Annotated in this window: 2 tRNA genes; both read right to left on the bottom strand. The window is 45.7% G+C overall.

Annotated features, from left to right (window positions below):
* Positions 1-81: 81 nt before the first annotated feature.
* Positions 82-157 (bottom strand) — tRNA-Ala (locus ACK8OT_RS19325).
* A 135-nt stretch (positions 158-292) separates the two neighbouring features.
* Positions 293-369 (bottom strand) — tRNA-Ile (locus tag ACK8OT_RS19320).
* Positions 370-387: the final 18 nt, after the last annotated feature.

Raw genomic sequence — 387 nt, 5'->3', positions numbered from 1 at the left:
GGGCTTTCTTTATCGCTAAAAAAAGCCAAAGTTAAATTGCTTAAACTTAACTTTGGCCTATCTTGGCCGAACATGAAGATTTGGTGGAGCTAAGCGGGATCGAACCGCTGACCTCCTGCGTGCAAGGCAGGCGCTCTCCCAGCTGAGCTATAGCCCCAAATATCTTCTAAAACATCGAACCCTAAACCATCTGGGAGGATGGCATAGTGGCCAAATCAAGCAAGACAAGGCATTAAGTAAGGAAGTTTAGCAAGCTAAACGACGAACTTAATAACGCAGTATTGCGAAGATTTGGTGGGTCTGAGTAGATTTGAACTACCGACCTCACCCTTATCAGGGGTGCGCTCTAACCAACTGAGCTACAGACCCGATGTTTTTACCCAATAT

It is taken from the genome of Motilimonas thetidivivens (genome assembly GCF_046452435.1).
GTDB lineage: Bacteria > Pseudomonadota > Gammaproteobacteria > Enterobacterales > CBDFNC01 > Motilimonas.
The sequence above is the reverse complement of the archived record's forward strand: the minus strand, read 5'-3'. Positions and strand labels throughout refer to the sequence as shown.